The sequence below is a fragment of the Bradyrhizobium sp. genome (assembly GCF_035309285.1).
In the GTDB taxonomy this organism is placed as follows: domain Bacteria; phylum Pseudomonadota; class Alphaproteobacteria; order Rhizobiales; family Xanthobacteraceae; genus Bradyrhizobium.
This window is the reverse complement of record NZ_DATGFH010000095.1, coordinates 1-13,993: the sequence shown is the minus strand read 5'-3', so window position 1 is coordinate 13,993 and position 13,993 is coordinate 1. Positions and strand designations below refer to the sequence as shown.

Genomic DNA, 13,993 nt, shown 5'->3' with positions numbered 1-13,993 from the left:
CAGGTTTTGCCGGGGATAAGACTTATGGCGGATGCAAAACAAGCCACGACGGGCACGATCGCCGCAGAGCCGGGATCGATCGCGGTCGATTGGTCAGCCACGGCGCTCATCATCATCGACATGCAGCGCGACTTCATGGAGCCCGGCGGGTTCGGCGAGACCCTCGGCAACGACGTGAGCCAGCTTGCGCGCGCGGTGAAGCCGGTTGGAGCTGTGCTGTCCGCCGCGCGCGAGATGGGAATGCTGGTCATCCACACCCGCGAGGGCCATCTGCCTGATTTGTCGGACGCCCCGCGCGCCAAGGTCGAGCGCGGCGCGCCAGCGCTTCGCATCGGCGATCCCGGTCCGATGGGACGGATCCTGATCCGCGGCGAGGCCGGTCACGACATCATTCCGGAACTCTATCCGCTCGACAGCGAGATCGTCGTCGACAAGCCCGGCAAGGGCGCGTTCTACGCCACCGAACTCTCCGACATCCTGACCAAGCGCGGCATCGAAAATCTCCTGGTGTGCGGCGTGACCACCGAGGTCTGCGTTAACACCACGGTGCGCGAAGCCAACGACCGCGGCTACCGCTGCGTCGTCATCTCGGACGGCTGCGCCTCCTACTTCCCGGAATTCCACGAGGCGGGATTGAACATGATCAAGGCGCAAGGCGGTATCTTCGGCTGGGTCACGGACTCTGCCGCCGTGCTCAAGGCCATGCAGGTTTGATCCCGGCTTTTTTTGGTATAGCCTCACGCATGACGGCGCGGCGACGCATCGCGACCGCATTTTCGGGAGGAGAGCATGAGTCTATTCAGGTCAACGGCTGCTGTCGTTTTGACGCTCGGCTTGGCATTCGCAACGCCCTCGCTCGCACAGAAGAAATACGACACGGGCGCGAGCGACACGGAGATCAAGATCGGTCAGACCATTCCTCTCAGTGGACCGGCTTCCGCCTATGGCAGCATCGGCAAGGTGCAGGCGGCCTATATTCACATGATCAACGAACAAGGCGGACTCAACGGGCGCAAGATCAATCTCATCCAGTATGACGACGCCTACAATCCGCCAAAGACGGTCGAGCAGGTGCGCAAGCTTGTCGAAAGCGACGAAGTCCTGACCACCTTCCAGCTCATCGGTACACCCCCGAATGCCGCGGTCCAGAAGTATCTGAACGAGAAAAAGGTGCCCCAGCTTCTGGCCGGGACAGGCGCCACACGCTTCACCGATCCCAAGCATTTCCCGTGGACGATCGCCTTCAACCCCAACTACCAGTCGGAAGGCCATATCTACGCAAAATACATTCTCGCCAATTATCCAAACGCGAAGATCGGCATCCTCTTTCAGAACGACGATCTCGGAAAAGACTACGTGAAGGGACTGAGGGACGGGCTCGGCGCGAAGGCCGGGAGCATGATCGTCTCCCAGGCGTCCTACGAATTGTCCGATCCGACCGTCGACTCGCAGATGGTGACGCTGAAGGCATCCGGCGCCGATCTCTTCTATGACATCACGACGCCGAAATTCGGTGCGCAGGCCATCAAGAAAGCCGCCGAGCTCGGCTGGAAGCCCGTCCACATTCTCGATATCAACGCGACACCGGTCAGCCAGACCCTGGTTCCGGCCGGCCTCGACAACGCCAAGGGCATCATTTCAGTCAACTACGGCAAGGACCCGCTCGACCCGCAATGGGCCAACGACGAGGGGATGAAGCGCTACAAGGCCTTCATGGCGAAATGGGCTCCGGCCGAAGACGCCAATAGCGGCATCGCGACCTATGGCTACTCGACCGCCGAGCTGCTTGTGCACATCCTCCAGCAATGCGGTGACGATCTCACGCGCGCCAACATCATGAAGCAGGCGACCAACATCCACGGCTACGTCGCCGACCTCGCGCTGCCCGGGATGACCACCGCAACCGAACCGGATGATTGGCGCATCAACAAGCAATTCCAGATGATGCGGTTCGATGGCCAGCGCTGGGTTCTGTTTGGGCCGATCCTGACGGATGAAGTCAGGACGAACTGAGCGACGCAGGCTAACGCATGATCCGGAAAAGTGTTCAGCGGTTTTCACTCGCGACAAACGCGACGCGTTTGCGCGGAGATCATGCGCAAACAAAGAGCTAAAGCGCGATGATGATTCATCTTCAAATCATCGCGCTTTAACGCGCGATGGCGATCGAACCTGATCCCATCGCGCTTTGCCATCTCGAGCGGCTGGTGTTGTTCCGTATGGCGCCGCCTGCCCGCTACGCGAATGGCGCAACCGTCAGCCGCAAGAAACTCATCACGCTGCCCAACCCGGCAAAGCCGGCACCCAACGCAAGCGCCAGCGTTGCGCCGTCATGCGGGACAAGTCCAAAACAGAGCGCAGCCATTGCGGCGCCGGTGGTTTGTCCGATCAGGCGCGCGGTCGCGACAATGCCGCTGGCGGAGCCCGAGCGATGCGGCGGCGCGCTCGACATGATGGCCTTCATGTTCGGCGTCTGGAAGAAGCCGAAGCCGAATCCGCACAGCATCATGCGCCAGACGATGTTGACGACGCCTGGACTTGGCGGGAGCAACGCCAGCAGCGCCATGCCGAGCGCGAGCAGCACCAGGCCAAGGCCGCCGAGAATGCCGGCAGGAAAACGGTCGGATAGCCGGCCGCCGATCGGCGCCATGATGGCAACCACCAGCGGCCACGGCGTCATGAACAAGCCGGTCTCGACCTGCGAGCGGCCGAGGATGTCCTCGAAATAGAACGGCAACGCGACAAAGGAGAGGCCCTGCACCGCGAAGGAGCAGATCGCGGTCGCCGCAGACAACGCAAACAGCGGCCGCCGGAACAGGTCCATCGGCAGCATCGGCGCGGGGTGATCGGCATGCCGCCGGGTGAGGATCCAGCCGATCGAAAGCGCGGCGACAAACGCGCCCAGCACGAGAGCGGGCGGCGCTTGATGCCCGGCGCCGCCGATCGCGACGATGAAGAGACCAAGGCAGCAGGCGGCGAGCGCAGCACCGAGAAAGTCAAAGGTGTGCTTTTGGCGCGGCAGCCTCGGCAAAGTCTTCATGCCGATCAAGAGAGCGATGATGCCAAAGGGCAGGTTGACCGCAAACAGCCACGGCCAGGGCCCGAGCGCAAGGATGCCCGAGGCGACGCTCGGCCCGAGCGTGAAGCAGATTGCGACGACGAGCGCATTGTGACCGAAGCCGCGGCCGTGCATGCGGCTTGGATAGACGAAACGCACCAGCGCCGTGTTGACGCTCATAAGGCCGCTCGCGCCCAGTCCCTGCAGCGTCCGCGCGACCAGGAGGCTCGGCAGCGACCACGCCAGCGCGCAGCCGAGCGAAGCGATCGTGAACAAGAGCAGTCCGCCGAGATAGATGCGTTCATGGCCGATGATCTCGCCGAGCGCGCCGAGCGGCAGCAGCGTGGCGACGAGAACGATCTGGTAGACGTTCACCACCCAGACCACTTCGGCCGGGCTGACATGCAGGTCCGCCGCGATCGCCGGCAGCGCCACGTTGGCGATGACGGTGTCGAGCGAGGCCATTGCCAGCGCCGTGAAGATCGCCGAGATCGCCCAGCGCCGGCGCTCCCAAGGCAGACCATCCGGCACGCCGCCTGAGAGGGGCGGGGAAGGCGGCTTCACTGCCGTTTTTTCAAGCATCCAGAATCTCTCCAAAGCCGCATGTACTACGGCTTTGGAGAGTCCCACAGGCGTGCCGCTGCATGGGCGTATGCGGTGCGCCATTATGCCCGTTTCGGGACGACCTTCAGATGCTTCGCACAGGGAGAGCGGATCGACTTCAGTTTTCGCGGCAAGACCTACTGCACGGCTCCGGCCCAATCCGGGCATTTGCGCTGCTCGACCGGCTCGAGCCACGTCTTGTAGTTGCTCTTGTCGATGATCTCCGCCGGCAGCATCACCTTGTCCGGCAGTGGTTGGCGGTGCAGGTAGCGGACGGCGGCGAGCGTTGCGGCGCAGCCGATCTTGAACATGTTGAAGTCGACGCTCGCAAGGATATTGCCGGCCTCGATCTCTTTCACCGCCGGCAGGATGCCGTTGATGCTGACCACGGTGGTGGTGCGGTTTGCCTCCTTCAGCGCCTCCAGCGCGCCCAGCGCCATGCTGTCATTGGCCGACAGCAGCGCGTCGATTTGCGGAAAATCCTTCAGAAAGCCGGCCATCACCCGCTTGCCGTCGGCCTGCTGGTAGTTGCCGGGAGCGGAGGCGAGCACCTGGATTCCCGGCGTCTCGTGCAGCGCCTTCTGGTAGCCACGCAGCCGCTCGCGGCTGGTCGGGGCGCCCGCCTTGCCCTCGAGGATGACGATCTGGCCCTTGCCGCCGAGCTTGTCGAAGAGATAGCGCGCCTCGCGATAGCCGATGTCGAAATCGTCGGCGCCGACATAAGTGACGAAACGGCCGGGCAGGGGATTGGTGGCGAGCACGATGGGAATCTCGGCGTCGTTGAGCTTCTTCACCGAATCGACCATGGCGACGTCATCGACCGGGATGAACACCACCACGTCGGGGCGAGTTTTGAGCGCCTCCTCGACCATCGCCTTCTGCTCATTGACGTTATCCGGCTGCTTCGGGACGTAATGCTTGATTTGCACCCCTTCCGATTGCCCGACCTGGTCGGCGGCGAGGCGGAAGGCGGCATAGGCCGGATTGGTCGCGTTCTTGGTGAAGACGGCTATGGTGATGCTGCTTTCGGCGGCTTGGGACTGTGGCATAAACAACACCATGGAGGTAGCGATCAGACCGGCTACGAGATAGCGCATGACAACCCTTCTGTGCGGCTGCCGTCATTGCGAGCTTCGCTCGCAATGACGAACAAATCAAAGCCAGAGGATTTTCTTGCGGTAGTCGAGATCGGTCAACAGCGGCGCGGCGGGTCCCTGATGGAACACCGCGCCGCGCTCCAGGGCGAACACCCGGTCGGCCAGCGCCAGCACGAGGTCGAGATTGTGTTCGACGATCACGATGCCCATGTGACGGCGCAGCCGGTCGAACACGGAAAACAGCTCCAGCGTCACCGCCGGCGCCAGTCCCTCGAACGGCTCGTCCAGGAGCAGGAGCTTCACGTTGCCCGACATGGCGCGCGCGACCGCCACCATCTGCTGCTCGCCGCCGGAGAGATAGTCGGCGGCGACGTCCATCCGCTCTTTCAGGCGCGGGAAATAGTGGAAGATTTGCGCCTCGTCCCAGACCACGCCGGTCGAGCCGTCGGTCTGGCGCGCGAGCCGTCCGAGCGCCAGGTTTTCCCGCACCGTGAGCCCGGCGAACAGGCCGCGGCCCTGCGGCACATAGCCGATGCCGAGCCGGGCGATATCCGGAGCGGGACATTTGGCGAGGTCGTGGCCGCGAAATTCGATTCCGCCGGAGGCGGCCGGGACCAGGCCGGCCACGGTCTTGAGCAGCGTCGACTTGCCGGCGCCGTTGCGGCCGAGAAGGGCCACGATCTCGCCGTCGCGGACGTCAAGCGTGGCGTCATGCAGGATATGGCTCTTGCCGTAGAAGCTGTTGACGCGGTCGAACCGGAGCAGGGGCGCCGCATCGGCGTCTGCGTCCTCGGCGCGCTGATGCGTGACCTCGGGAACCCCCTTGCCGGTATAGATCTCCTGCACCCGGCGGTCGGCGCGCACGGCCGCGGGCGTGTCGGTCATCAACACTTCGCCCTGATTCATCACCGTCACGGTCCTGGAGAAGCCGAGCACGCGATCGATGTCGTGCTCGACGATCAGCACGGGGATGTTGGCGGCGATGTTCTGGACCAGGTTCGAGACGCGCTCGCGTTCGGCGGCGGCAAGCCCCGCGAGCGGTTCGTCCAGGAGCAGAACCTGCGGCTTGGAGCCGAGCGCGATGCCGAGATCGACGAGCCGCTGCCCACCATAGGAGAGCTCGCCGCCTTCGATTGCTTCGATGCCCTCGAGCCCCAAAAACTTCAATAGTTCTGCAGTTTCCGCGTGGATGTTCGCGAAACTGTCGATGTCGCGCCAGAGGTTGAAGCGGCCGGGGCTTTGCGCCTGCAGGGACAGCCGAAGATTCTCGTAGATCGAGAGGCCCTTGAACAGGTTCGTGATCTGGAACGAGCGCGCCAGCCCCTGATGGCAGATCACCTCCGACGGAACGCCCTGGATCTCGCGACCGTTGAGCTTGACCGTGCCGTGATCGGCCGGGAGCAGGCCGGAGACGAGATTGAACAGCGTGGTCTTGCCGGCGCCGTTGGGACCGATCAGTGCGTGGATCTCTCCGGCGCCGACCTTCAGGCTGACGTTGCTGACCGCGTGGATGCCGCCGAACTGCCTGGAGACGCCCGTAACCTCCAGCACCGTTCCTTCGAGGCGCTGCGGTTTCAGAAACGAAGGCAGCGGCAAGTCGTTGTAGATCCTGCGCTTGCTCATGGCGGCGGCTTCCTCCGGGGCGGTGCGAAGACGCCGCATCACCTGCTTCCAGAGGCCGACCAGCCCTTCCGGCGAGAACATCACGAAGCCAACGAAGATCAGCCCGAACCACAGCAGCCAGTCCGCAGTCCAGATCGAAAACAGCTCTCGAAACAGGATGAAGAACAGCGCACCAAGTGCCGGACCGAGCTGGCTGCGCATGCCGCCAATCACAACCATGGCGAGAAGCTCGCCGGCAAGCGGAACCGACACCGATTCAGCCGAGACCAGATAGTTCTGGAACCCCAGAAGCGCGCCGGCAACGCCCGTCACGACGGCCGAGATCACGAACACCGCGAGCTTGTAGCGCTCGACCGGGTAGCCCTGAAAGGTGGCGCGGAGTTGATTTTCGCGGATCGCGACCAGCACATGACCGAACGGCGAGCGCACCAGGCGGATCAGACAATAGAGCACGACGAGCGCGATCACGGCGACCAGGATGTAATAGGCGAGCACGCCGTCGAGATCGATCGGGCCGAGGCTGCCGCGCTTCAGCCCGCCCAGGCCGTCCTCGCCGCCGGTGACCGCGCTCCAGCGGAAGGCGATGGTGTAACTCAGGGCCGCAAGCGCCAGCGTCAGCAGTGAAAAATAGACGCCGCGGCGGCGCAGGATGACGGCGCCGATGATGGTGGAGGCGAAGGCCACCAGGATCATCGACAACACAAGCGGCAGCCAGATTTGACCCGGGAACCAGTTGAGCTGGATCAGCCCGGCGGCGTAGGCGCCGATGCCGAACCAGGTGCTATGGCCGAACGACACCAGCCCGGTATAGCCGATGCAGAGATTGAGCCCCATGGCGGCGATGGCGAACACCACGACCGCAATGCCGGTGTTGAGCGACAGCCCAAGCGCCTGCAGCGCAAAGGGCAGCACGGCCAGCGCCAGCGCCGCGATTGCGAGCGGCCGGTATTTCTGCGCCGGCGACGTTTTCATTCGAATTTCTCGATGCGCTCGCCGAGCAGCCCGCGCGGGCGTACCAGCAGCACCAGGAACATCAGGATGTAGATCGAGGCTTCGCCCGCAGCGGGGACGAAGTTGATGGTGATGCCGCGAACCACGCCGACCAGGAGCGCGGCAAGCACCACGCCCCAGAAGCCGCCGAGCCCGCCGATCACGACCACCACAAACGCGACGGTGATGATCTCCGAACCCATCGCCGGATGCACGATGGTGATCGGCGCGAAGAAGGCGCCGCCGAGCGCGGCCATGCCGACGCCGAGCATCACGATTGCAGTCATATAGGGCTGCAAGCGGATGCCGAGCGCTGCGACCATGTCGGGCCGTTGAATGCCGGCGCGCACCACGCGGCCGAACGACGTCTTGTGCAAGAGAAGCCAGACACCAAGCAGCACGACTATGACCACCGCGAGGATCAGCAGCCGGTAGCGCGAGAACAGGAAGTCGCCGACAAAGACCGAGCCGCGAAAAACCGGCGGGATCGCGGCAGACAGCGGCGCCGCGCCCCAGATCATGCGGATCGCTTGTTCGGTGACCATCGCAAGGGCGAAGGTCACGAGCAGGCTCAGGATCGGATCGGCGGTATAGAAGCGACGCAGGATGAAGCGCTCGAACAAGATGCCGAGCAGCGCAACCGCGACCGGCGACAGCACCACCGCAGGCCCAAAGCCGAGATATCGCGTGATCTCGACGGATGCATAGGCGCCGAGCGCATAGAACGCGCCATGCGCGAGATTGACGATGCCACCGACTGAGAAGATCAGCGATAGCCCGAGCGCGATCAGGAGGTAGTAACCTCCGAGCACCAGGCCATTCACCACCTGTTCCAGCAGGAATCCGAACTGCATGCTGTCATCCAGGAGGCGAGGGCGCCTCGATTACAGGGAGCAGGGATTTTGCTCGCGCGTCGGCGCCAGCGATTCCAGCGGCTCGTTGGCATCCGGCACGGCGGCGCCGAGCGCGATGATATCCCATTGATCCTTGGCTTCGCCCCTGGGCTTGACGGTGAAGGGATAGGCCTCCTGCATCAACTGATGGTCCCAGTTGCGGAAGTGGCCTTTGCGGGCTTTGAGGATATCGAACTCCGTTTCCTTCTCGAGATAGGCGATCAGCTTGTCGGTCTCGGTCGACTTGGTCGCGTTGATCGCCTGCGCCATGATCTTCAGCGAGATGTATTCGATCCAGGCGTGGTTCTCCGGCGGCTTGCCGTGCTTCTTGATGAAGTTGGCGACGAAGGTCTTCGACGCCGGCACATCCAGCGTGTGGTACCAGACCGTCGGCCAGGTGCCGGAGAGATTGCCGTCGCCGGCGGCCCAGGCATCCGCGGTGTTGAGGTTGAAGCCGACGATCGGGTAGGGGAGGCCGAACTCGGCATATTGCTTGATCAGCGTCGTGACCTGGTTGCCGGCGAGATTTGAGCAGACCACATCGGGCTTGGCCTGCCGGATCTTGAGGAGATACGGGCTGAAATCGGTGACGTCGGTTGCGATCAACTCGTCGCCGATCAGATTGCCCTGGTTGGCGGCGAAGAAGCGCTTGGCGGCGTTCAGGAGGTCGTGGCCAAAAATATAGTCCGCCGTCAGCGTGAAGAACTTCTTGTCCTTCACCATGTTCTGGCGCACCAGCGCCCTGCCGACCGCGTTCACCATCACCGTGTTCGGAATGTCGACGTGGAAGGTATATTTGTTGCAGTTCTTGCCGCGCAGCGCGTCCGAGCGCGCGCCGATCTGCATGAACAGGCGCTTGTTGCGCTCGGCGACCTGCATGATCGTCAGCGCCGAGGCCGAATTGATCTCGCCATCAGGAAGGCGACGCCGTCCTGGTCCAGCATGCGCTGCGCCTTGGTCGCAGCGGTTGCGGGGTTGACCGAGTCCTCCGAGAGGAGGTCGATCTGGCGGCCCATCATGCCGCCTGAGGTGTTGATCTCTTCCGCCGCCATGCGGATGCCGAGCTGGGCATAGGCGCCGAGCGCGCCGAGGAAACCGGTCAGCGGCGTCAGATGGCCGATCTTGATCTTGTCGGCCTGAGCATGGACGACGGCAGGAAAGCCCAGCGCGGAGCTGCCTGCCAGCGCCGCGCCTGCCTTCAACACCGTCCTGCGATTGTAGCGTGTCATCGGTCTCCTCCCGTGCCTTTTCCGCGGCTCTTCGCGCGGCATCCCGTCTATGCGAGAATATGAAAGTCAATTTATTATTGCGGGAGAGTATCTGCGGACACAGGCCGCCGTGTCAACGCCAAAAGCGCCGCAGGACTTCGCCTTAAGTCGGTCTAGAGAGGCTTTGTGAAGCTGGCGGCGCCGAATTCCGCCGAGAGGCGATTCGCCGCGGCCTTGACGATTTTCGCGCGCGACTGGATCATTTGGTCGGTCATGCGCCAGATCGGACCGGAAATGCCGAGCGCGCCGACGACATCGCCGGTGAAATTGTAGACGGGCACGGCGACGCAGCGGACTTCCGGATTGAACTCGCCGTCGTCGAAGGCGATGGCGCTGCGGCGGATTTCGGCGATCTCTTTCAAGAGCACCGCGGGGTCGGTGATCGACTTTTTCGTCGATGGCTTGAGCTCAACGCGCTCCAGGAAGCGCTTGAGCTGATCGGGACGGAGCGAAGCGAGGATGATTTTTCCGAGCGCGGTGCAATGCGCCGGGCGCACCACGCCGACGCGGTCGGTCAATTGAAACGCTCCGGGGCCGGACGTGCGCGCAATCACGATCACCGCATCGCCCATCCGCACGGCAAAATGGCCGCTTTCACCGGTTTCGCGCGAGAGGTCTTCCAGGATCGGCGTGGCTAGATTGACCATCTCGATCTCGTCGAGCGCGCTCGCCGCCAGCGCAAACAGCGGCCGCCCCACCCGGTAGCGCTTGGAGTCGCGCTCCTGGCGGATATAGCCGAGCGACACCATGGTTTTCGCAAGATGAAAGGTCGTGGAATTGTGCAGGCCGACCAGCTTGGAGAGTTCGGCAAGGCCAATGCCCTCGCGGTGGCGCGCGATCTCTTCCAGGATGGCGAAGGCGCGGCCAAGCGACTGCACGCCGGCGCGCTGCCGCTCCTCCGCCTCATCGTCGATATTGGGTTCCGTCGAGGGCAGGAGTCGCGCGATCGCGGACCGGCGCGTGGCTGACGGCTTCTCGGCAGGTTTCGGCTTGGCGCGCGCTTTCAAGTCAACTCTCCGCATTCGGCAAGGCCGAACTGTAGCAGGCCGCACGCTCGAGGGAAGTGGAGGGAGGGCGCTGCCGTCCGGCAGCATACTACAATAGCAATTGACGTACAGTATTATGAGACATAGGGTCGCCGCTGTCGATGCTGCCGTAGGGTGGGCAAAGGCGCGGCAGCGCCGTGCCCACCATGGACGCCATGCTCGGGAGTGGTGGGCACGCTTCCGCCTTCGCTCGGTTGAGCTACGGCGGACGTGGGCACTTTGCCCACCCCACGAGGGCGGCGTCAGGGGCAGTTGTCGAGCAAGGAGAAGAACGCACATGGCAGGAAACATGCTCAATGGCGCCCAGGTCATTGTCGACTATCTGATCCAGGAAAAGGTGCCGCAGGTCTTCGGCCTGTGCGGGCACGGCAATATCCAGTTCATCGACGCGCTCTATGAGCGCAGCCACGAGATCAAGACCATCTCGGTGCACCACGAGAGCGTCGCGGGCTTCATGGCCGACGTCTACTACCGCGTTTCGGGGCGGCCGACGGCGACCTTCACCTCCTGCGGCCCAGGCTCGGCCAACCTGCCGATCTCGCTTGCCAACGCGTTCCTGGATTCCGTGCCGTTCATGGCGGTGACCGGCAATGTGCCGACCAGCCAGTTCAACCGTGGTGCGTTCCAGGAAATGTACCGGCACCATCAGGCCGACTTTCCATCGACGGTGCGCACCATCTGCAAGAAGGTGTTCCAGCCGACCCGGGGCGAGATGGTGCCGCTTGCGGTGCGGCAGGCCTGGAAGACCATGGTCACGGGGCGGCCCGGCCCGGTCGTGCTCGACGTGCCTTTTGATGTGTTCATGGAATCGGCTGCCGAGGAGGCACCGAACGCGATTGCGTGGAACGCCAATATTTCCAGTCGCTGCGGCGCTGATCCCGATGGCGTCGTCAAGGCCGTCGACATGCTGCTGTCAGCCGAGCAGCCGGTGATCCTGGTCGGCCAGGGCGTGCGTTATGGCGGCGCGGCGGAGGAATTGAAGCGGCTTGCCGAGCGGCTGCAGATTCCGGTCGCGGCTTCGGCAAGCGGTCTCGGCGCGCTCGATGTCAATCATCCGCTCGCACTCGGTCTCGTCGCGCGCGCCGGCCACTACCAGGCCAACCACGCCGCGCGCCAGGCCGACGTGCTGCTCGCGCTCGGCGTGCGCTTCGACGACCGCACATCGAGCTCGTGGATTCCCGGCTACTCCTTCACCATTCCGCCGACGAAGCTCATTCATGTCGACATCGACCCCGAGGAGATCGGCCGCAACTATCCGGTCACGCTCGGCCTGATGGCCGACGTGCGCACCTTCCTGCGTCAGGTCCATGCCGAGCTTGATCGTCGCACCAACACGGACGCCAAGGCGGACGCGCGGAAAAAATGGCTGGCGCAGATCGATATCTATCGCAAGGAATGGGACACGTTCGTCGCGCCCGGCTTCTCCGACGACTCCACGCCGGTCAATCCGCAGCGCGCCGCGCTCGAGATCGACAAGGCGCTGCCGGAGGATGCGATCCTCGTCAGCGACATCGGCGTGCATCACAACTGGCTGCTCGGCTTCTGCAAGCCGCGACGGCCGGATTCGCTGATCGGCTCGATGGGCTTCGGTCCGATGGGCTTTGGCGTCGCCGGCGTGCTCGGCGCGAAATATGCCGCGCCGGAGCGGCCCTGCGTCTCGGTCTGCGGCGACGGCGCCTTCTTCATGCATGCCAATGTGCTGGGCACCGCGGTCGAATACGATCTGCCCGTGGTCTGGGTGGTCTGGAACAACTACGCCTACGCCTCGATTCGCGGGCTGCAGCGCGGCTATCTCGGCGGCCGCGAGCTTGCGACCGACTTCCACGATCCCAGGACCGGGGCGCGCTACAATCCGGATTTCGCGGCGATGGCGCGCTCCTGCGGCGTCGAGGGCGTGCGGGTCGATCGCGCCGGCGATATTGGCGATGCGATCCGCAAGGGCATTGCCGCCAACAAGCCTTATCTCATCGACGTCGACATCGCCGCCGACATCAACCCGGCCGGCGCTGGCGTCTGGGAGCTACCGGGGCTCGGCCAGAGCAAGGCCGGCATCGGCACGCGCTATCAGCCGGCCTAGGGTCAAACTCATGAAATGTCCCGTCATTGCGAGCGAAGCGAAGCAATCCATATCGCGGCATGGGGATAGAGGGATTGCTTCGTTGCGGAGCCTGTCATCGGACCGCGCGGAGCCTGTCATCGGGCGCGCATTCGCGCGACCCGTTGGCGCGGACCTGTTGGCTCCTCACAATGACGGGGGCATTCTTCTGCTATTTTATGAGGTTTGACCCTGAATCGAAGCTTGAACCGGCTCAAACGAAGCAAGGAGACACATGCAGCTTGCAGGCAAGAAGATCGTGGTCGTTGGCGGTTCGTCCGGCATTGGCCTATCCATCGCGGAACTGGCGAGGCGTGAAGGCGCCGACGTCATCGTCGCTTCCCGCAACGCCGCCAAGCTCGACGCGGTGGCGGAGCGGCTGAACGCGATCGCGATCCCGACCGACGTCACCGACGACAAGAGCGTCGTCAACCTGTTCAAGAGCTCCGGTCCCGTCGACCATGTCGTCGTCACCGCGGCGCAGCTCCGCTCCGGGCCGTTCAAGACGGTGGCGATGGAAGACGTGCGTTCCACGTTCGAAGGCAAGTTCTGGGGCGCCTGGCGGGTGGCGCGGGCCGCCGAGTTTCGCAAAGGGGGATCGTTGACCCTGGTCTCGGGTTTCCTCAGCGTCCGGCCGCGGCCGAACTCGGCCATCGTCAGTGCCGCCAATGCCGCGCTGGAGTCGCTTGCGCGCGCGCTGGCGCTCGAGCTCGCGCCGGTGCGCGTCAACTGCGTCTCGCCGGGCATCATCGACACCCCGATCCGCGCCGCGATGCCGGAAGAGGCGCGCAAGGAGATGCTGGCGAAAACCGCAGCTAGCCTGCCGGTCGGCCGCGTCGGCCTCGGCGAGGACGTTGCACGGCTGATCGCCGTCTGCATGACCAACGGCTTCATGACGGGATCGACGATCTATCTCGACGGCGGCGCGCTGGTCACCTGAAAGCATCCTGGGAGAACCCGACATGGCTCTGGACAAGAACGGCGCCTTCATCCGCAACATCGCCGAAGTGCCATGGCGCGAGTTTCCCAATCATTTCGGCGGCGCGCTGTCCAAGCCGCTGGTGATGCCGGAAACGGCGGGCTCGCGACACATCGACTACCGCATCTCGATGTACCAGCCGATGGCCCATGTCGCGCGCCACAAGCACAAGGTCCAGGAGCAGATCTATCACGTGCTCGGTAACCGTCCGGTGAGGGCCGCGGGATAATCGCGTGGGGCGATGGTCCGATCAGGCAGCGGACTCGACGGGGGTCTTCTTCCATTCCCAGGGCAGCAGCTCAGTGAGCCGGCCTTGTGGCGTGCCGGCGATGCGAGCGAGC

At 63.9% G+C, this 13,993-nt stretch carries 12 protein-coding genes; 5 read left to right on the top strand and 7 right to left on the bottom strand.

The features are described from left to right. The first annotated feature begins 24 nt into the window (after window positions 1–24). Window positions 25–714, top strand: a complete 690-nt coding sequence (locus VKR55_RS19005; RefSeq protein WP_324405628.1) for a cysteine hydrolase family protein — start codon at window positions 25–27, stop codon at window positions 712–714. Window positions 715–789: 75 nt separating this feature from the next. After that, window positions 790–2,013: an ABC transporter substrate-binding protein gene (locus VKR55_RS19000; RefSeq protein WP_324405627.1), complete on the top strand. Its 1,224-nt coding sequence runs from the start codon at window positions 790–792 to the stop codon at window positions 2,011–2,013. 223 nt (window positions 2,014–2,236) lie between these two features. Here the strand turns inward: VKR55_RS19000 and VKR55_RS18995 are convergent, their stop codons facing one another. The 7 genes from VKR55_RS18995 to VKR55_RS18965 form a co-directional block, all read right to left on the bottom strand. Continuing rightward, entirely contained in the window at window positions 2,237–3,640 is a 1,404-nt protein-coding gene (locus VKR55_RS18995) for an MFS transporter (protein WP_324405625.1), read from the bottom strand. Window positions 3,641–3,798: 158 nt separating this feature from the next. Then, window positions 3,799–4,758, bottom strand: a complete 960-nt coding sequence (locus VKR55_RS18990) for a sugar ABC transporter substrate-binding protein (protein WP_324405624.1) — start codon at window positions 4,756–4,758, stop codon at window positions 3,799–3,801. 57 nt (window positions 4,759–4,815) lie between these two features. Further along, window positions 4,816–7,353 carry a branched-chain amino acid ABC transporter ATP-binding protein/permease gene (locus tag VKR55_RS18985; RefSeq protein ID WP_324405622.1) on the bottom strand — a complete coding sequence of 846 codons (2,538 nt, stop codon included), beginning with the start codon at window positions 7,351–7,353 and terminating at the stop codon, window positions 4,816–4,818. Beyond that, the gene (locus VKR55_RS18980) at window positions 7,350–8,225 is read right to left on the bottom strand and encodes a branched-chain amino acid ABC transporter permease (RefSeq protein WP_324405620.1); all 876 of its coding nucleotides are present in this window, start codon (window positions 8,223–8,225) and stop codon (window positions 7,350–7,352) included. Before VKR55_RS18980 ends, VKR55_RS18985 begins: the two co-directional genes overlap by 4 nt. Window positions 8,226–8,255: 30 nt before the next feature. Next, the gene (locus VKR55_RS18975; protein WP_324405618.1) at window positions 8,256–9,143 is read right to left on the bottom strand and encodes an ABC transporter substrate-binding protein; all 888 of its coding nucleotides are present in this window, start codon (window positions 9,141–9,143) and stop codon (window positions 8,256–8,258) included. A 5-nt stretch (window positions 9,144–9,148) separates the two neighbouring features. Next, window positions 9,149–9,493, bottom strand: coding sequence for an ABC transporter substrate-binding protein (locus VKR55_RS18970; RefSeq protein WP_324405617.1), 345 nt, complete (start codon window positions 9,491–9,493; stop codon window positions 9,149–9,151). 152 nt (window positions 9,494–9,645) lie between these two features. Continuing rightward, complete coding sequence (locus VKR55_RS18965) at window positions 9,646–10,539, bottom strand: IclR family transcriptional regulator (RefSeq protein WP_324405616.1); 894 nt, start codon at window positions 10,537–10,539, stop codon at window positions 9,646–9,648. A 316-nt stretch (window positions 10,540–10,855) separates the two neighbouring features. On the opposite strand from VKR55_RS18965, the gene VKR55_RS18960 reads away from it, so the two are divergent. The 3 genes from VKR55_RS18960 to VKR55_RS18950 all read left to right on the top strand — a co-directional run bounded on the left by VKR55_RS18960 (window position 10,856) and on the right by VKR55_RS18950 (window position 13,881). Then, window positions 10,856–12,655, top strand: a complete 1,800-nt coding sequence (locus tag VKR55_RS18960; protein ID WP_324405614.1) for a thiamine pyrophosphate-binding protein — start codon at window positions 10,856–10,858, stop codon at window positions 12,653–12,655. 253 nt (window positions 12,656–12,908) lie between these two features. Further along, window positions 12,909–13,613, top strand: coding sequence for an SDR family oxidoreductase (locus VKR55_RS18955; RefSeq protein ID WP_324405613.1), 705 nt, complete (start codon window positions 12,909–12,911; stop codon window positions 13,611–13,613). A gap of 22 nt (window positions 13,614–13,635) precedes the next feature. Next, entirely contained in the window at window positions 13,636–13,881 is a 246-nt protein-coding gene (locus VKR55_RS18950) for a hypothetical protein (protein WP_324405611.1), read from the top strand. Window positions 13,882–13,993: the final 112 nt, after the last annotated feature.